Below are 16991 nucleotides of genomic sequence, written 5' to 3'. Positions count from 1 at the left end.
CTGCACCTCTTCCATTCTTTTCATTCTGAAAGGGCAGCGAACTGGCAGCCAGGATCGGCGGTGAAAGCGTCATGATTAACTGCCCATGCCAGGCATCGAAGGCCGCCACGGCATTGCGTTTTAAAAAGACATTTACCGCACGTTGCAGGCCAGGTGAATTCGCGCAATTGACGAAAAAGAGGCGCGTTTTGATATATCTCTGTCAGCGGCGTCTGCAGCATATTCCCTACCGCAACGGGCAAACGACGACAAGGATACACGTCGGCATTGGGCATGATGGTGATTAACCCTGCTCCTGCCTGGCAGCGATAAGGCGCGGATTCATGATGCTGAAATTGTAACGCGCGCAGCATTGAGATTTCAGTTTTGCTCTGAGGTTTTAAAAAACGATGCACAAAACTGGGACGTTCTATTTTCTTTTTAATCTGTGCCGCAAATTGAAAGAAATCCTGAGTTTCTGCTTGATCCAATATATCAGGTATGTTTTCGCGACAAGGGATCAGACGATCGAACCATAGACGGTCTACCGCATAGCGCCTGGCCATATTTGCAACGGTGGCAAAGCTTCTGATATTTTTTTTGTGTGCCGTAAAAGACCAGAGCACACGTCGGCCTTCAGCTTTTAACCGTTTTGTTGTCTCGAGTACGCGGGAGAAGTTGCCAGTGCCGCGGATTTCGTCATGAATGATGCTGTCTCCGTCCACGCTTAACTGAATAAAAGCCAGGCGCATTGGGGCGATAAGTTTTAAACGCGTTTCGGTGAGTAGCGTCCCGTTTGTGAGGATGGCGATGTTCGGGCGCTGCGGATGCTCATGCAAAAACTGAAGTAATTTGATGAAGTCTGGATGAGCGAAGGGTTCACCGCCGGTTAGCGTGAGCAAAAAAGGTAAGGGCGAGGACCCCGCCAGTTGCTGGTGGAAATGCAATATTTGCTCGGCTATTTCCTTGAGTTCAGCGAGCGAATTGCGTTTCCCCTCATACCCGGGTTGATAACAATGCTGACAGCGTAAATTGCAGCTATCTGTGATGTGCCACTGGACTGTTAAATGTTGAGGACGAAAATTCGCTACCATTTTTGATTAATCACCGCCGCATCCACCACATCCACTTCCTCCGCAGCTACTACCGCTACAACTACTGCCGCTACAGCTACTGCCGCCACAGCCACTGCTATCGCTAGTGTCGTGAATAAAACTGTTATTATCATAATCTGAAGCTGCAGCCTGTGCGGTATAAAGACCCGTGATAGCAGCGCTACCGATAAGCACTTTACTTAACCATTCCTGCTGCAGATTCTTGTTCGTGATGTTTAATAACGTGTCATGATAAAGCCGAATGTACTCTTGTCCGCAGGGGGTGAGAGTGACGGTATTCATATTTATTCTGCTGGCAAATACGACAGGGACAACAACAAATATGGTTAAGATGAGATAGCCAATATTAGCGTGTCCTGTATTCATGACAATTATGAGCTTATATAAACCAAGCACCATTAGTGATAACAAACATATTCTATGTCTCTTTATTATTTTTTGTTTATCTTTTTTACTATAAACCAAACACATGCTTTCTGCTTTTTTATGATGACTTTCATCTTTCCCAGTGAACACTTTGTTTATCCTGAATACGCTCTTTGGCTTCCTGAAATATGCAAGTATGAGTCTTTCATAGTTCGTGGTGTTCGTTTTTTTCTTTTTAGTTATTTGATAACATTGATCATTTTTTCTGATAATGTAACCTTCATCAAGCAGTGGTCCCATCACCATCCTGGCGATCCCCATTGTGGGATCTTTTAGCCATGCGATAAAAAAAGGGTCTTCATTGACATTTAAGGATGTGGATTGTTTTTTATGTAAACTTTTCTTATATAAAATAAGATAATACCGCGATGTTATGATTATTGTGTAATAGAAAAGTAAAAAGTGACCGCCACTCAGTGAAATAATTGGGTTGGCTCCCAGACTCCATGTCATGGTGATTAATCCTTAGTGATTTAATACTGTTGGTCAGGGTTATATCACGCGATTTCTTTCTCCGCCAGTTTTTGACGGAGAAAGAGGAATAAAGGACAATATATATGAAGTTTATTTATTGTGAGAGCAATTTGTGCAGCAGGGCAATTACCTGCTGCACCTCATCCTGCGTTAATGCGCCATCTTTTGCCCACTGCACGCGTCCGTCCTTATCGAGTACGACGATAGCGGAGCTCTCTTCATCCAGTTGCCAGGCTTTACGCGCAATGCCATTGCTGTCGACAATGAATTGCGACCACGGGTAGAGCTTCTTATTGCTCTCCAGACTGCTGCGCACAAACATACCTGAGCCGGGAATGGCGTCATCCGTGTTGACGATAGTGGTGGTCTGGTATTTGTCGTGCGGCAGGTTGGCGGCTTTGATTGCCTCGATCAGTGTCGCATTTTTCTCTTTGGCGGAGGTGCGTCCAGCAATGTGTTGCACAATTCGCACTTTCCCAGGCAACTGCGCGCTATTCCAGCTTTTGTAGCTAAACTTATCGTTATCGAGAATCAGTTCGCCGCGATCGGCGATCCCCACCGGTGGTACGCGTTGGTCAGTCTCAAACTTATGTGCGGAGGCAATCATCGGCAGCAGCAGAAACGACAGCGCCAGCAGTTTTCGTAAGGTCATAGGTTTTCCTTCTTTCTTTTATTTTGCAGGTGATCCGACCACTTGGGTCTGGAATTTAATCATATGTGCGATTGATGCTTTTTCCCGCAAGCGCGATGCCAGTTTGCGGACGGGCGCACAAATCCTGCGAAAAATGAAGGCTTATACTGAAGACAGCGAAGCGTTGAAAAGATAATTCTGAATAATTGTAACCTGAAGGTAAATAAACTTATACACGCTGGAAACATCAACGAGATAGTCTATAGTCATAGGGCATTAAAATTTGCGCCTGAGGATTGTCGGACCGATTGTGGTACCGCAAAGGCGTAATGCTCAGCAGGAGACAACAATGAAAATTTTCCAACGATACAACCCGCTGCAGGTGGCGAAGTACGTGAAGATCCTGTTTCGTGGACGGTTATATATCAAGGATGTAGGCGCTTTTGAATTTGATAAGGGTAAGATTCTTATCCCAAAAGTGAAGGACAAGCTGCATTTTTCCGTGATGTCCGAAGTTAACCGTCAGGTCTTGCGTCTGCAAACTGAGATGGCTTGATCAAGTGCTAGGCAGTAGTTAAAAAAACGGCTCCTGGACAGGAGCCGTTGATGTTTCTGTAAGGCGTTACGACGCCTTTGCCTCTTCTTTTGCATCTGGCAGTTTTGGTACCAGAACTGTAGGTTTGCTGTCCAGACGCGTCACCAGCAGCTGATCGATCTTGTAGTTATCGATATCCACCACTTCAAATTTGTAGCCAGAATACTTCACCGAGTCGGTGCGTTTCGGGATTTTACGCAGCATGAACATCATAAAGCCGCCGATGGTTTCATAGTTGCCGGACTGCGGGAACTCGTCGATATCCAGCACGCGCATAACGTCATCAATCGGCGTACCGCCATCAACCAACCATGAGTTCTCATCACGCGCCACAATCTGCTCTTCCAGACCCTGGCCAACTAAATCACCCATTAGCGTGGTCATCACGTCGTTGAGCGTGATAATCCCTACCACCAGCGCGTACTCGTTCATGATGACGGCAAAGTCTTCGCCTGCGGTTTTGAAGCTTTCCAGTGCTTCAGAGAGCGTCAGCGTGTCCGGGACGATCAGCGTATTGCGGATCTGTACGCCGCTGTTCAGCGCCATGCTTTGGTTCGCCAGTACGCGGTTGAGGAGATCCTTTGAATCGACATAACCAATGATGTGGTCGATATCTTCGTTACACACCAGGAATTTGGAGTGCGGATGTTCCGCCACCTTGTTCTTCAGGCTTTGCTCATCTTCATGGAGATCGAACCAGATAATATTCTCGCGCGAGGTCATTGAAGACGGGACGGTACGCGATTCCAGTTCGAACACATTTTCAATCAGCTCATGCTCCTGTTTGCGCAGAACACCCGCCAGCGCACCGGCTTCGACCACGGCGTAAATGTCGTCTGAGGTGATGTCGTCTTTTCGCACCATTGGGATCTTAAACAGACGGAAAATGTTGTTTGCCAGACCGTTAAAGAACCACACCAGCGGGCGGAAGACCAGCAGGCAGAAGCGCATCGGGTTGATGATACGCAAAGCCACAGCTTCTGGCGCAATCATACCGATGCGTTTCGGGGTTAAATCCGCGAACAGGATGAACAGGCCAGTAACCAGCGAGAATGACAGAATAAAGCTTAACTGTTCGGACAGCTCTGGAGCGAAGTATTTTGAGAACAGGCTGTGAAAAGCCGGGGAGAATGCCGCATCACCGACGATACCGCCGAGAATGGCGACCGCGTTAAGGCCAATTTGCACGACGGTAAAAAACATGCCGGGGTTTTCCTGCATCTTCAAAACACGTTGTGCGTTTACGTTGCCTTCATCGGCAAGCAGTTTAAGTTTTATTTTGCGTGATGCAGCAAGCGAGATCTCAGATATCGAGAAAAACGCACTCACGGCGATCAGGCAGAGAATGACTAAAATACTGTTTAACATATCTTATCCGACCGTTCAGGTCAGATCCTCGGAAGGGAGAAGTTGATACTCGTCGTCTTTCAAGCTGCAGGTGCGTTAGCTGCACTCATTCACCCCAGTCACATAGTTATCTATGCTCCTGGGGATTCACGAGTTTGCCGCCTGCCTGCAACTCGAAATCCATAGAGTATAAATCCAATGGAATATTCAATGAAAACCGGTCCGAAGGGAGTGGACCGGTAATTTCAGAAGCTAGTATAGCGTAAGGTACTGTAAAGCCGCCAGAGGGCGGCGATTATCCTTGTGGCGGCAGGCAAACACCAATCCCGCCAATACCACAGTATCCATAAGGATTTTTATGCAGATATTGCTGGTGATCGTCCTCGGCATAGTAGAAAGGCGTTGCCGTAGTGATTTCTGTGGTAATGGTGCGCTCGTCGCCTGCGGCGGTCATTGCTGCCTGAAAACGCTCAAGGCTGGCCTGTGCGGCGGCGGTTTGTTCCGGCGTTAACGGGTAAATGGCGGAGCGATACTGCGTACCCTGGTCGTTCCCCTGACGCATGCCCTGCGCCGGATCGTGATTTTCCCAGAACACCTGCAGCAGTTGTTCGTAGCTGATAACATGCGGGTCATAGACGATGCGTACCGCTTCGGCATGCCCGGTGTCGCCAGAACACACTTCCCGATAGGTTGGGTTTGGGGTGTAGCCGCCGGTGTATCCGGCTGCCGTGCTGTATACACCGGGTAATGACCAGAATAAACGCTCAACGCCCCAGAAACATCCCATGGCGAAATAAGCGGTCTCCATACCGTCGGGCACGTTGGTCATCGAATGTTGGTTAACCGCATGCAGCGTTGCCACTGGCATCGGGGTGTTGCGTCCAGGTAGCGCATCTGCTTGAGTAACAAGATGCTTTCTATCAAATAAACTCATGGCCGTTCTCCCGAAATCAGTCATTTGGGTTAAGGTTGTAACGAGACGCGTCTTTGCCCACAATAAACGGCGTGAATACGTCTAGAGTTAAACATAAGAAATATTTGGGTTGTCGTCTGTTTTTCAACTCTTATTGTTGATTTTTTGTTAAGCCGAGGAACGGCATAGTATTTTTTTCCAGGGGTGGGAAAAAAGGATATTCAGGAGAAAATGTGCCACATATCCGTCAGTTATGTTGGGTGGGATTACTGTGCTTAAGTGGCTCCGCCGCCGCCGCGAATGTTCGCTTACAGGTCGAAGGATTATCAGGACCGCTGGAGAAAAACGTCCGTGCGCAGCTGTCCACGATTCAAAGTGATGAAGTCACTCCAGACCGACGCTTTCGTGCGCGCGTTGATGATGCCATCCGCGAAGGGCTAAAAGCGCTGGGCTACTTTGAGCCGACCATTGATTTTGAACTACGTCCACCGCCGGCGAAAGGCCGCCAGGTGCTGATCGCCAAAGTGACCCCCGGCGAGCCGGTGCTGATTGGTGGCACCGAGGTGATTTTGCGTGGTGGCGCGCGTACGGATAAAGATTATCTGGATCTGTTGAAAACGCGCCCGGCAATCGGCACCGTGCTGAATCAGGGGGACTATGACAACTTCAAAAAGTCACTCACCAGCGTGGCGCTGCGCAAAGGTTATTTCGACAGTGAATTTAATAAAAGCCAGCTTGGAATAGCGCTTGAGCGCCGCCAGGCGTTCTGGGATATCGATTACAACAGCGGCGAACGCTATCGCTTTGGGCATGTCACCTTTGAAGGCTCGCAAATTCGCGATGAGTATCTGCAAAATCTGGTGCCCTTTAAAGAAGGTGAAGAGTACGAGTCGAAAGATCTGGGCGAACTGAACCGTCGTCTGTCGGCGACCGGATGGTTTAACTCCGTGGTCGTCGCGCCGGAGTTTGATAAAGCCCGCAAAACCAAAGTGCTGCCGCTGAAAGGCGTGGTCTCACCGCGCACCGAAAACACCATCGAAACCGGGGTCGGTTATTCAACTGATGTTGGACCACGGGTGAAGACCTCGTGGAAAAAGCCGTGGATGAACTCCTACGGCCACAGCCTGACGACCAGCGCCAGTATCTCGGCACCAGAGCAGGTGCTTGATTTCAGCTATAAAATGCCGCTGTTAAAGAACCCGCTGGAACAGTATTACCTGGTACAGGGCGGCTTTAAGCGAACCGATTTAAACGATACCGAGCAGGACTCCACGACGCTTGCGGTTTCCCGCTACTGGGACCTCTCCAGCGGCTGGCAGCGCGCGATTAACCTGCGCTGGAGCCTCGACCACTTTACCCAGGGTAACGTCACCAACACCACTATGTTGCTCTATCCGGGCGTGATGATCAGCCGGACGCGTTCACGCGGCGGCTTGATGCCTGTCTGGGGCGACTCTCAGCGTTATTCTATTGATTACTCCAACACCGCCTGGGGGTCAGATGTTGATTTCTCCGTTTTCCAGGCGCAAAACGTCTGGATCCGTACGCTGTACGATCGCCATCGCTTTGTGATGCGCGGCAACCTCGGCTGGATTGAGACCGGAGACTTCGACAAAGTACCGCCGGACCTGCGTTTCTTCGCCGGGGGCGATCGCAGTATTCGCGGCTATAAATACAAATCTATTTCGCCGGAAGGTAGCGACGGCAAGCTGAAAGGGGCCTCCAAGCTGGCAACTGGCTCGCTGGAATACCAGTACAACGTGACCGGTAAATGGTGGGGCGCGATGTTTGTCGATAGCGGTGAAGCGGTCAGCGATATTCGCCGAAGCGATTTCAAAACCGGTGCCGGGGTCGGCGTACGCTGGCAATCACCAGTGGGGCCTATCAAGCTCGACTTTGCCGTCCCGGTCGGTGACAAAGATGAACATGGTTTACAGTTTTACATCGGTCTGGGGCCTGAATTATGAGTTTATGGAAGAAGATAAGCCTCGGTGTGCTGATTTTTATCCTGCTGTTGTTAGGCACGGTGGCGTTCCTCGTCGGTACCACCTCGGGCCTGCATCTGATCTTCAAAGCCGCTAATCGTTGGGTTCCGGGGCTGGAGATTGGTCAGGTCACCGGTGGCTGGCGGGATTTATCACTGAAAAATATTCGTTATGACCAGCCTGGCGTGGCGGTGAATGCTGGCGAAGTACACCTGGCCGTGGGGCTTAACTGCCTGTGGAACAGTAGTCTGTGCGTCAACGATCTGTCGCTGAAAAATATCAATGTGGCGATCGACAGCAAAAAGATGCCGCCATCCGCGCCGGTTGAGGAAGAAGAGAGCGGTCCGCTTAATCTTTCCACGCCTTACCCCATCACGCTTTCGCGCGTGGCGCTGAACAACATCAATATCAAAATCGATGACACCACGGTTTCGGTGCTGGATTTTACCTCCGGCCTGAACTGGCAGGAAAAAACGCTGACGTTGAAGCCAACGTCATTACAGGGGCTACTGATTGCCCTACCTAAAGTGGCGGAAGTGGCGCAGGAAGAGGTTGTCGAACCGAAGATTCAAAACCCGCAGCCGGATGAAAAGCCGCTCGGCGAAACGCTAAAAGATCTGTTCTCAAAGCCGGTGCTGCCGGAAATGACCGATGTCCATCTGCCGCTCAATCTCAATATTGAAGAGTTTCGCGGCGAGCAGCTGCGCGTGACCGGAGATACGGATTTAACGGTCCATAGCATGCTGCTAAAAGTGAGCAGCATTGACGGCAACATGAAGCTCGACGCGCTGGACATTGACTCGAATCAGGGAACGGTAAAAGCCAGCGGCACAGCGCAACTGACCGACACGTGGCCGGTTGATATTACGTTAAACAGCACGCTAAACATCGACCCGTTAAAAGGCGAAAAGGTGAAGCTGAAGGTCGGCGGCGCGCTGCGCGAGCAGCTGGAAGTCGGCGTCAATCTGTCTGGTCCGGTGGATATGGACCTGCGTGCACAGACGCGTCTGGCTGAAGCCGGATTACCGCTCAACATTGAGGTGGTGAGTAAGCAGGTTTACTGGCCGTTTACCGGTGAGAAACAGTTCCAGGCCGATGACATCAAACTCAAACTGACCGGTAAGATGACCGACTATACGCTGTCGATGCGTACCGCCGTGAAAGGTCAGGATATTCCACCGGCTACCATCACGCTGGACGCCAAAGGCAACGAACAGCAGATCAATCTCGACAAACTCAGCGTTGCGGCACTGGAAGGGAAAACCGAGCTGAAAGCGCTGGTGGACTGGCAGCAGGCGATCAGCTGGCGCGGGGAGCTAACGCTGGATGGTATCAACACCGCAAAAGCGATACCGGACTGGCCGTCAAAACTGAATGGCCTGGTGAAAACTCGCGGCAGTCTGTACGGCGGAAGCTGGCAGATGGAGGTTCCCGAGCTGAAGCTGACCGGCAACGTGAAGCAGAACAAGGTCAATGTGAACGGTTCGCTGAAGGGGAACAGCTACCTGCAGTGGACGATCCCGGGCCTGCATCTGGAACTGGGGCGCAACAGTGCGGACGTAAAAGGTGAACTTGGGGTTAAAGACCTCAACCTCGACGCGACGATTGATGCCCCAAGCCTGGATAACGCGCTGCCGGGGCTGGGTGGTACGGCGAAAGGGCTGGTAAAAGTTCGCGGTACGGTTGAAGCACCACAGCTGCTGGCGGATATTACCGCCCGTGGTCTGCGCTGGCAGGAACTTTCCGTTGCTCAGGTACGTGTTGAAGGGGATGTTAAATCGGCCGAGCAAATCGCCGGTAATCTTAATGTTCGCGTAGAGCGGATTGTACAACCTGACGTGAATATTGGCCTGGTGACGCTCAACGCCAAAGGCAGTGAAAAGCAGCACGAGCTGCAGTTGCGCATTCAGGGGGAACCGGTTTCCGGGCAACTGGATCTTGCCGGGAGCTTTGATCGCAAAGAACAGCGCTGGAAAGGAGAGTTAAGCAATACCCGCTTCCAGACGCCGGTCGGTCCGTGGTCGCTCAACCGGGCTATCGCGCTGGATTACCGTAATCAGGAACAAAAAATTAGTATCGGACCGCACTGCTGGAACAACCCGAATGCGGAGTTGTGCGTACCACAGACGATTGATGCGGGCGCGGAAGGGCGCGCGGTGGTGAATCTAAACCGCTTCGACCTGGCGATGCTAAAACCGTTTATGCCGGAGACAACCCAGGCCAGCGGCGTGTTCACCGGTAAAGCCGATGTGAGTTGGGACACCACCAAAGAGGGTCTGCCACAGGGGCAGGTCACCCTGAGCGGACGTAACGTGAAGGTCACGCAAAGCGTGAATGATGCACCGCTCCCCGTGGCGTTTGAAACGTTGAATCTCACCGCCGACCTGCACAATAACCGTGCCGAGCTGGGCTGGCTGATTCGTCTGACCAACAACGGACAGTTTGACGGACAGGTGCAGGTAACAGACCCGCAAGGGCGCCGTAATCTGGGCGGTAACGTCAATATTCGCAACTTCAATCTGGCGATGGTGAACCCCATCTTCTCGCGCGGTGAAAAAGCGGCAGGGATGATCAACGCCAACCTGCGGCTGGGCGGCGATGTGCAAAGCCCGCAGTTGCTCGGACAGCTGCAACTGAGCGGTCTGGATATAGACGGTAACTTTATGCCGTTTGACATGCAGCCAAGCCAGTTAGCCGTTAACTTCACCGGAACACGCTCAACGCTGGCGGGCGTGGTGCGTACGCAGCAGGGAGAAATTAACCTGAGCGGCGATGCCGACTGGAGTCAGATAGACAACTGGCGGGCGCGCGTCGCGGCTAAAGGCAGTAGGGTACGTATTACCGTGCCGCCGATGGTTCGCCTGGATGTCTCGCCGGACGTGGTCTTTGAAGCCACGCCGAGCCTGTTTACCCTGGATGGCAACGTAGATGTGCCGTGGGCGCGTATCGTGGTACATGACCTGCCGGAAAGCGCGGTTGGGGTTTCCAGCGATATGGTCATGCTTAACAACAATCTGCAGCCCGAGAAACCGCAGACTGCTGGCATTCCGATCAACAGCAACCTGAACATCCACGTCGGTAACAACGTGCGTCTTGACGCCTTTGGTCTGAAAGCGCGTCTGACGGGCGACCTGAAAGTGGTACAGGATAAGCAGGGGCTGGGGCTGAACGGACAAATTAATATTCCGAGCGGTCGCTTCCATGCCTATGGTCAGGATCTGATTGTGCGTAAGGGCGAGCTGTTGTTCTCCGGTCCGCCGGATCAGCCGTTGCTCAACATCGAAGCGATTCGTAACCCTGATGCCACCGAAGACGACGTGATCGCTGGCGTTCGCGTCACTGGTACCGCCGATGAACCGAAGGCGGAGATCTTCTCTGACCCGGCAATGTCGCAGCAAATGGCACTTTCCTACCTGCTACGCGGACAAGGGCTGGATAGCGAGCAGAGCGATAGCGCAGCGATGACCTCAATGCTTATTGGTCTGGGGGTTGCACAAAGTGGTCAGGTTGTGGGTAAAATCGGGGAGACATTTGGCGTAAGCAATCTGGCACTGGACACGCAAGGGGTGGGCGACTCATCTCAGGTGGTTGTCAGCGGATACGTACTGCCAGGTCTGCAGGTGAAATATGGTGTGGGTATATTTGACTCCTTAGCGACACTCACGCTACGTTATCGTCTGATGCCTAAGCTATATCTGGAAGCAGTGTCTGGCGTAGATCAGGCACTTGATTTGCTCTATCAGTTCGAGTTTTAGCAATGCGAATATTTGTCTACGGCAGTTTACGAACCAAACAAGGCAACAGCCACTGGATGACCAATGCCCTGTTGCTGGGAAATTTCAGTATCGATAACTACCAGTTGTACAGCCTGGGCCACTATCCAGGCGCGGTTCCGGGAAATGGAACAGTACACGGGGAAGTTTATCGTATTGATAACGCCACGCTGGCAGAGCTTGACGCTCTGCGTACCCGCGGCGGTGAATACGCACGCCAGTTAATTCAAACGCCGTACGGAAGTGCATGGATGTACGTGTACCAACGTCCGGTTGATGGCTTAACGCTGATTGAAAGCGGTAACTGGTTAGACAGAGACCAGTACTAACATATACCTGATGGATTTCGAGTTGCATCAAGGCGGCGACGCAGAGAATCCCCAGGAGCGTACGTCAGTACGTGACTGGGGTGAGCGAGGACAAACTGGCACAGCCAGTTTGAACAGCGCTTACGCTGACCCCGAAGGGGCGAGGCCAAAGGCCGAGTAAAGCCAACGCAGAGGCAGTTTGAAAGACGACAGGTATAACACGCCACCCTCGGGTGGCGTTGTTTTATACGGTGGTCGCTGTAATCCTGGGCTATCAGGAAGCATTTCTCTTTTTTTAATCACATAAAAATACCTGTTCAATAAAGCGTTAATTAATATAATTTATTATTTTACTCAAAATATCACCGTGGATTATTGTAAGGCAATATGATCACGTTAGCAGAAATAATTTTATTTTAGTTGCACTCTCATTCTGTAAAAATAATTATCCAGGTAAGGATAGTAATGGAATGAGTAATATTGTTTATCTCAAGCTCATTGGTGAACAACAAGGCGATATTTCTGATGGATGTGGCACAACTGATTCAGTTGGTAATCGGTGGCAACTGAACCATGTGAATGAAATATTTGTTTTTTCTCTGGTTGCAGGAGTAGCGAGTACAGGTAAAGGTACGAATCTAAAGAACTTAACATTCAGTAAGCAAATAGATAAAAGCTCACCACTATTAATGAATGCGATTAATAACAATGAAAACCTGTTTCTAGAGTTTTGGTTTTATCACATAAATAGATATGGTCAATGGGAGAAGTATTATTATATTCAGCTCAGAGGTGCATCGATATCAAGTATTCAGATGAGGGTTATAAAAGACCAGATAGATACAGAAATAATATCAGTAAATTATGATTATATCCTTTGTAAGCACCTGATAAGCAATACCGAGTGTAGCTATCTGGCTTTACCTGCAGACTACAATAAGCTTTTTGTTCCGATTCCGAAACCCCAGACTCAAACTCTTAACAGTGCAGGTGTGGGCCGATTGCTGGCGGCTGGAGGGATTTATAACGGTAACATCGAAGGGTTCAGGGACACTGCAGAAAAACTGGGTGGTGATGCCGTCAAAGGCTACGATCAGATTCTTAATGAGAAAACGGTCGGCGTCGCCATTACGGCTGCCTCTATTGCCGCTGGTTATGGGCTTGGGAGGATGGAGTTAAGTTCGACGATAAGAAGTCTTGAAAAGCTGGGGCGGATTGAAACCAAGAGCATATCATTAGGGCGTAGTAACACCACTGAAAATTTATATCGTCGGACTAGCAATACTGAAGTGTTTTCAGATCTAAAAGTGCCTATGCAGATGCGCTATGTTGAACAGGCTGCACGTGAAGGTGGGATAGGCTTGGGGGGAGTTAAAGTGAGAATTATCAGGGATTCTGACCTGAAAGGTAAGAATATCTATGGTTATACTCACCCTAGTGGTGATATTGATTTGTACCCGGATGCTTTTGCGGATATTGAGCAATTAATAAAAACGTTAGGACATGAAAGAACACATACTATGCAAATCTATCTCTTTAAGCATCCAAATACATATGCTGATGATGCAATCAAGATGAATAAAGAATTGATATTGAATGAAAAAGCCGCCCATAGTATTGAAGATAGCTTTTGGCAATTTTACCTGAATAATAAGACCGGAAAGCTAGAGGAGTACAAATAGATGAACTCTTTGACCTATCTTGAATGGATGAAGCACTTACCAAAAGATGATGGTAGTTACAGTTCATGTGAATGCCCAGCATGTGGTAAAAAAGGACTTTCTTATCAATACTTTGGTTTCGATAATGGTGATATTGGCTGGAAGGTTATTTGGTGCGAAACCTGTAAATCTGGAGTGAAAATTTCGAGAACCAAAATACCTGAAGGGGCTAGTAGGTTAATAGATTTTCAAGAACAAGAACGTTTCTTTGAAACGAAGCCTGAACTGAAACTAATTGTTTAGATTGATCTCAATAAAAGCCCCTCATAAAGTGAGGGGCTTCAATAAGTTATGCTGACCTTAGAAAGCCAACTTACTTCTTCGCGCGCTCGAAGGAAGCAACGATTTCAGCTTTAGCGGCTTCAGCGTTGTCCCAACCGTCAACTTTTACCCATTTGCCAGCTTCGAGATCTTTGTAGTGTTCGAAGAAATGGGTGATCTGCGCTTTCAGCAGTTCCGGCAGGTCGGTCACATCTTTGATGTGATCGTATTCTTTGCTCAGCTTGGTGTGCGGTACCGCAACCAGTTTCGCATCTTCACCGGATTCGTCGGTCATTTTCAGTACGCCAACCGGACGGCAACGAATCACTGAACCTGGCTCCAGCGGGTACGGAGTCGGGACCAGAACGTCTACCGGGTCACCGTCCAGAGACAGGGTGTGGTTGATGTAACCGTAGTTGCACGGATAGAACATCGCGGTGGACATGAAGCGGTCAACGAACAGGGCGCCGCTCTCTTTGTCAACTTCGTATTTGATCGGATCTGCGTTAGCAGGGATCTCGATAACAACGTAGATATCTTCCGGCAGGTCTTTACCGGCAGGGACGTTGAGTAAGCTCATGTCTGTTTCCTTTAAATAAGCTATGGCAAACAAGTGGCGGGTATTATAGCCAACTCGCGCGGAATGTCTCCGCTTGTTTTCGCTTTCTCTGCGTGCATTTTCTTCTTTTCGCCTCTCTCTCGTGACAGAAAAATCCATATCTTCAGCCGCATTTTTCATAGCGAGATGAAAGCGATTACAAAGTTGTGATTAACGTTTTATTTACTTTTTTGAAGTGTGATGTAACGCAATCCGTTACATGCTCAATTGTCTATAGTTTTTTCGCAACGGTTAATTAACCAACAATAATCACCCTACGAGGACGCACTTATGTGGAAGCGCTTACTTTTAGTCACAGCAGTTTCGGCAGCCATGTCGTCTATGGCAATGGCAGCCCCTTTAACCGTAGGATTTTCGCAGGTTGGCTCTGAATCCGGCTGGCGCGCAGCAGAAACCAACGTCGCGAAAAGCGAGGCCGAAAAGCGGGGAATTACGCTGAAAATCGCTGATGGCCAACAAAAGCAGGAAAACCAGATTAAAGCAGTTCGCTCATTTGTTGCGCAGGGCGTCGACGCCATCTTTATTGCGCCGGTCGTGGCAACAGGTTGGGAGCCGGTTTTAAAAGAAGCGAAAGATGCCGACATTCCGGTCTTTTTGCTTGATCGTTCCATCGATGTAAAAGACAAATCTCTCTATATGACCACCGTCACCGCCGACAACGTGCTGGAAGGCAAATTGATTGGCGACTGGCTGATTAAACAAGTGGACGGCAAGCCGTGTAACGTCGTTGAGCTGCAAGGGACCGTCGGGGCCAGCGTGGCGATCGATCGTAAAAAAGGCTTTGCTGAAGCCATCGCCAGTGCGCCAAACATCAAAATTATCCGTTCTCAGTCCGGTGACTTCACCCGCAGTAAAGGGAAAGAAGTGATGGAGAGCTTTATCAAAGCAGAAAACAACGGCAAGAACATCTGCATGGTTTACGCCCACAACGATGACATGGTGATCGGTGCTATCCAGGCGATCAAAGAAGCGGGCCTGAAACCCGGCAAAGATATTCTCACCGGTTCTATCGACGGCGTACCGGATATCTACAAAGCGATGATTGACGGTGAAGCCAACGCCAGCGTCGAACTGACGCCGAATATGGCCGGTCCGGCATTCGACGCGCTGGAGAAATTCAAAAAAGACGGCACGATGCCTGAGAAGCTGACCATTACCAAGTCGATCCTCTATCTGCCGGATACGGCGAAAGAAGAGTTAGAGAAGAAGAAAAACATGGGCTACTAAGCCTTCATGAAAATGCCGGGGCGCTGCGCTTGCCCGGCCTACATTACGCTCTTTTGTAGGCCGGATAAGCGTAGCGCCATCCGGCGTGATGCAGGGGGAATCATGACCACCGACCAACATCAGGAAATCCTCCGCACCGAAGGATTAAGCAAGTTCTTTCCCGGCGTCAAAGCGTTGGATAACGTGGATTTCAGCTTGCGTCGCGGTGAAATTATGGCGCTGCTGGGGGAAAACGGAGCCGGCAAATCGACGCTCATCAAAGCGCTGACCGGCGTTTACCATGCAGATCGCGGCACTATCTGGCTCGAAGGCCAACCGATCTCCCCCAAAAACACCGCCCATGCCCAGCAACTGGGGATTGGCACCGTGTACCAGGAAGTGAACCTGCTGCCCAATATGTCGGTTGCCGATAACTTATTTATTGGCCGTGAGCCGCGGCGTTTTGGCCTGCTTCAGCGCAAGCAGATGGAAAAACGCGCGACGGAGCTGATGGCGTCATACGGTTTTTCCCTTGACGTGCGTGAGCCGCTGAACCGCTTTTCCGTGGCGATGCAACAAATCGTCGCCATCTGTCGGGCGATCGATCTCTCCGCGAAAGTGCTGATCCTCGATGAGCCGACCGCCAGCCTCGATACCCAGGAAGTTGAAATGCTGTTCGGCCTGATGCGTCATCTGCGCGATCGGGGCGTCAGCCTGATCTTCGTCACTCATTTCCTCGATCAGGTTTATCAGGTCAGCGATCGCATCACCGTTCTGCGTAACGGCGGCTTCGTTGGCTGCCGTGAAACCCGGGAATTACCGCAAATTGAACTGGTCAAAATGATGCTGGGTCGCGAACTGGATACCCATGCGCTACAGCGTGCGGGCCGCACATTGCTTAGCGATAAGCCGGTGGCGGCCTTTAGCGACTTTGGCAAAAAAGGCACCATCGCGCCGTTTGATCTACAGGTGCGTCCCGGTGAGATCGTCGGTCTCGCAGGGCTGCTGGGATCCGGGCGAACGGAAACGGCAGAGGTGATCTTCGGTATTAAACCCGCCGACAGCGGAAGTGCGCTGATCAAAGGCAAACCGCAGACCTTGCGATCGCCGCATCAGGCTTCGTGTCTGGGGATCGGTTTCTGTCCGGAGGATCGCAAAACGGATGGCATTATTGCCGCCGCTTCGGTGCGGGAAAACATCATTCTGGCATTGCAGGCGCAGCGCGGCTGGCTGCGGCCTATCCCACGGAAAGAACAAAACGAGATTGCCGAGCGTTTTATCCGCCAGCTCGGAATTCGCACCCCCAACGCTGAACAGCCGATCGAGTTTCTCTCCGGCGGCAATCAGCAAAAAGTATTGCTCTCGCGCTGGTTACTGACCAAACCGCAATTCCTGATCCTCGATGAACCCACGCGTGGGATCGACGTCGGCGCACATGCCGAGATCATCCGCCTGATCGAAACGCTGTGCGCGGATGGTCTGGCGCTGCTGGTCATTTCATCCGAACTGGAAGAGTTAGTGGGCTATGCCGATCGGGTCATTATTATGCGCGATCGCAAACAAGTGGCCGAGATCCCACTGGCTGAACTGTCCGTACCGGCGATCATGAACGCCATTGCGGCCTAAGGAGACTATGGT

General features: G+C 50.6%; 14 protein-coding genes. 8 read left to right on the top strand and 6 right to left on the bottom strand.

What is annotated here, in order from left to right; translation table 11 throughout:
* Positions 1-20: 20 nt before the first annotated feature.
* The 3 genes from OGV74_RS23010 to OGV74_RS23000 all read right to left on the bottom strand — a co-directional run bounded on the left by OGV74_RS23010 (position 21) and on the right by OGV74_RS23000 (position 2646).
* On the bottom strand, positions 21-1073 hold the full coding sequence (locus OGV74_RS23010; protein WP_071696496.1) for a radical SAM/SPASM domain-containing protein: 1053 nt from the start codon (positions 1071-1073) through the stop codon (positions 21-23).
* A 6-nt stretch (positions 1074-1079) separates the two neighbouring features.
* On the bottom strand, positions 1080-1973 hold the full coding sequence (locus tag OGV74_RS23005; RefSeq protein ID WP_086504841.1) for a TIGR04222 domain-containing membrane protein: 894 nt from the start codon (positions 1971-1973) through the stop codon (positions 1080-1082).
* A gap of 115 nt (positions 1974-2088) precedes the next feature.
* On the bottom strand, positions 2089-2646 hold the full coding sequence (locus OGV74_RS23000; RefSeq protein ID WP_086504842.1) for a YtfJ family protein: 558 nt from the start codon (positions 2644-2646) through the stop codon (positions 2089-2091).
* Between the two features lie 328 nt (positions 2647-2974).
* On the opposite strand from OGV74_RS23000, the gene OGV74_RS22995 reads away from it, so the two are divergent.
* Positions 2975-3181 carry a DUF1107 domain-containing protein gene (locus tag OGV74_RS22995; RefSeq protein ID WP_003025710.1) on the top strand — a complete coding sequence of 69 codons (207 nt, stop codon included), beginning with the start codon at positions 2975-2977 and terminating at the stop codon, positions 3179-3181.
* 66 nt (positions 3182-3247) lie between these two features.
* Here the strand turns inward: OGV74_RS22995 and paeA are convergent, their stop codons facing one another.
* Positions 3248-4588, bottom strand: coding sequence for a polyamine export protein PaeA (gene paeA, locus OGV74_RS22990; protein WP_048219853.1), 1341 nt, complete (start codon positions 4586-4588; stop codon positions 3248-3250).
* A gap of 274 nt (positions 4589-4862) precedes the next feature.
* Positions 4863-5501, bottom strand: coding sequence for a peptide-methionine (S)-S-oxide reductase MsrA (gene msrA / locus OGV74_RS22985; RefSeq protein WP_003025715.1), 639 nt, complete (start codon positions 5499-5501; stop codon positions 4863-4865).
* 212 nt (positions 5502-5713) lie between these two features.
* Here msrA and tamA point away from each other — a divergent pair, with 212 nt between their 5' ends.
* The 5 genes from tamA to OGV74_RS22960 all read left to right on the top strand — a co-directional run bounded on the left by tamA (position 5714) and on the right by OGV74_RS22960 (position 13510).
* Positions 5714-7447: an autotransporter assembly complex protein TamA gene (gene tamA, locus OGV74_RS22980; protein ID WP_003025718.1), complete on the top strand. Its 1734-nt coding sequence runs from the start codon at positions 5714-5716 to the stop codon at positions 7445-7447.
* Positions 7444-11220 (top strand): autotransporter assembly complex protein TamB, encoded by a 3777-nt coding sequence (gene tamB, locus OGV74_RS22975; RefSeq protein WP_086504843.1) that lies wholly within the window; start codon positions 7444-7446, stop codon positions 11218-11220. The genes tamA and tamB overlap by 4 nt, the downstream gene beginning before the upstream one ends.
* Positions 11221-11222: 2 nt before the next feature.
* Positions 11223-11567 (top strand): gamma-glutamylcyclotransferase family protein, encoded by a 345-nt coding sequence (locus OGV74_RS22970; RefSeq protein WP_003025723.1) that lies wholly within the window; start codon positions 11223-11225, stop codon positions 11565-11567.
* A 449-nt stretch (positions 11568-12016) separates the two neighbouring features.
* Positions 12017-13228, top strand: coding sequence for a type VI secretion system tube protein TssD (tssD, locus tag OGV74_RS22965; protein ID WP_060855413.1), 1212 nt, complete (start codon positions 12017-12019; stop codon positions 13226-13228).
* Positions 13229-13510 (top strand): hypothetical protein, encoded by a 282-nt coding sequence (locus OGV74_RS22960; RefSeq protein ID WP_003839553.1) that lies wholly within the window; start codon positions 13229-13231, stop codon positions 13508-13510. It abuts the gene before it with no gap.
* Between the two features lie 70 nt (positions 13511-13580).
* Here the strand turns inward: OGV74_RS22960 and ppa are convergent, their stop codons facing one another.
* A complete protein-coding gene (ppa, locus tag OGV74_RS22955; protein WP_003025726.1) occupies positions 13581-14108 on the bottom strand; it encodes an inorganic diphosphatase in 528 nt (175 codons plus the stop codon).
* Positions 14109-14417: 309 nt separating this feature from the next.
* Between ppa and ytfQ the strand changes: the two genes are divergently transcribed.
* Both ytfQ and ytfR read left to right on the top strand, forming a co-directional pair.
* Positions 14418-15374, top strand: a complete 957-nt coding sequence (gene ytfQ, locus OGV74_RS22950; RefSeq protein ID WP_003025728.1) for a galactofuranose ABC transporter substrate-binding protein YtfQ — start codon at positions 14418-14420, stop codon at positions 15372-15374.
* Positions 15375-15476: 102 nt separating this feature from the next.
* On the top strand, positions 15477-16979 hold the full coding sequence (gene ytfR, locus OGV74_RS22945; RefSeq protein ID WP_016149467.1) for a galactofuranose ABC transporter, ATP-binding protein YtfR: 1503 nt from the start codon (positions 15477-15479) through the stop codon (positions 16977-16979).
* Positions 16980-16991: the final 12 nt, after the last annotated feature.

Source organism: Citrobacter sp. Cf116 (assembly GCF_030336505.1).
Taxonomy (GTDB): Bacteria; Pseudomonadota; Gammaproteobacteria; order Enterobacterales; family Enterobacteriaceae; genus Citrobacter; species Citrobacter freundii.
Note: the sequence above shows the minus strand (reverse complement) of the source record. Positions and strands in the feature narration are given on the sequence as shown.

What these genes read in the sequence shown, in the direction of transcription:
- OGV74_RS23010 (WP_071696496.1), bottom strand. Translation starts at nt 1,073, where the DNA reads ATGGTAGCGAATTTTCGTCCTCAACATTTAACAGTCCAGTGGCACATC.
- paeA (WP_048219853.1), bottom strand. Translation starts at nt 4,588, where the DNA reads ATGTTAAACAGTATTTTAGTCATTCTCTGCCTGATCGCCGTGAGTGCG.
- tssD (WP_060855413.1), top strand. Translation starts at nt 12,017, where the DNA reads ATGAGTAATATTGTTTATCTCAAGCTCATTGGTGAACAACAAGGCGAT.
- ytfR (WP_016149467.1), top strand. Translation starts at nt 15,477, where the DNA reads ATGACCACCGACCAACATCAGGAAATCCTCCGCACCGAAGGATTAAGC.
- OGV74_RS22970 (WP_003025723.1), top strand. Translation starts at nt 11,223, where the DNA reads ATGCGAATATTTGTCTACGGCAGTTTACGAACCAAACAAGGCAACAGC.
- msrA (WP_003025715.1), bottom strand. Translation starts at nt 5,501, where the DNA reads ATGAGTTTATTTGATAGAAAGCATCTTGTTACTCAAGCAGATGCGCTA.
- ppa (WP_003025726.1), bottom strand. Translation starts at nt 14,108, where the DNA reads ATGAGCTTACTCAACGTCCCTGCCGGTAAAGACCTGCCGGAAGATATC.
- OGV74_RS22995 (WP_003025710.1), top strand. Translation starts at nt 2,975, where the DNA reads ATGAAAATTTTCCAACGATACAACCCGCTGCAGGTGGCGAAGTACGTG.
- OGV74_RS22960 (WP_003839553.1), top strand. Translation starts at nt 13,229, where the DNA reads ATGAACTCTTTGACCTATCTTGAATGGATGAAGCACTTACCAAAAGAT.
- OGV74_RS23005 (WP_086504841.1), bottom strand. Translation starts at nt 1,973, where the DNA reads ATGACATGGAGTCTGGGAGCCAACCCAATTATTTCACTGAGTGGCGGT.
- ytfQ (WP_003025728.1), top strand. Translation starts at nt 14,418, where the DNA reads ATGTGGAAGCGCTTACTTTTAGTCACAGCAGTTTCGGCAGCCATGTCG.
- OGV74_RS23000 (WP_086504842.1), bottom strand. Translation starts at nt 2,646, where the DNA reads ATGACCTTACGAAAACTGCTGGCGCTGTCGTTTCTGCTGCTGCCGATG.
- tamB (WP_086504843.1), top strand. Translation starts at nt 7,444, where the DNA reads ATGAGTTTATGGAAGAAGATAAGCCTCGGTGTGCTGATTTTTATCCTG.